The organism is Virgibacillus sp. 7505, from assembly GCF_002272135.1.
Taxonomy (GTDB): domain Bacteria; phylum Bacillota; class Bacilli; order Bacillales; family Amphibacillaceae; genus Terribacillus.
In genome coordinates, this window is record NZ_NPBF01000291.1 from 1 (window position 1) to 239 (window position 239).

Consider the following 239-nt stretch of genomic DNA (forward strand, 5'->3'; position numbering starts at 1 on the left):
ACCTCGGTCTGTGCCACAGTCATTTTCACGAACAATGACGTCTTGGGCTACGTCAACAAGGCGGCGCGTTAAGTAACCTGAGTCAGCTGTTTTCAGCGCTGTATCAGCAAGACCTTTCCGGGCGCCGTGCGTTGAAATAAAGTACTCAAGGACTGTCAGCCCTTCACGGAAGCTCGATTTAATTGGAAGTTCAATGATCCGTCCAGATGGGTTGGCCATCAAACCACGCATACCAGCAA

General features: G+C 50.6%; 1 protein-coding gene. It reads right to left on the reverse strand.

All coding sequences use genetic code 11. The annotated features are described in order from the left end of the window. Nucleotides 1-239, reverse strand: a 239-nt coding sequence (locus tag CHH91_RS19005; protein ID WP_141234248.1) for a hypothetical protein, incomplete at both ends; no start/stop codon positions are given.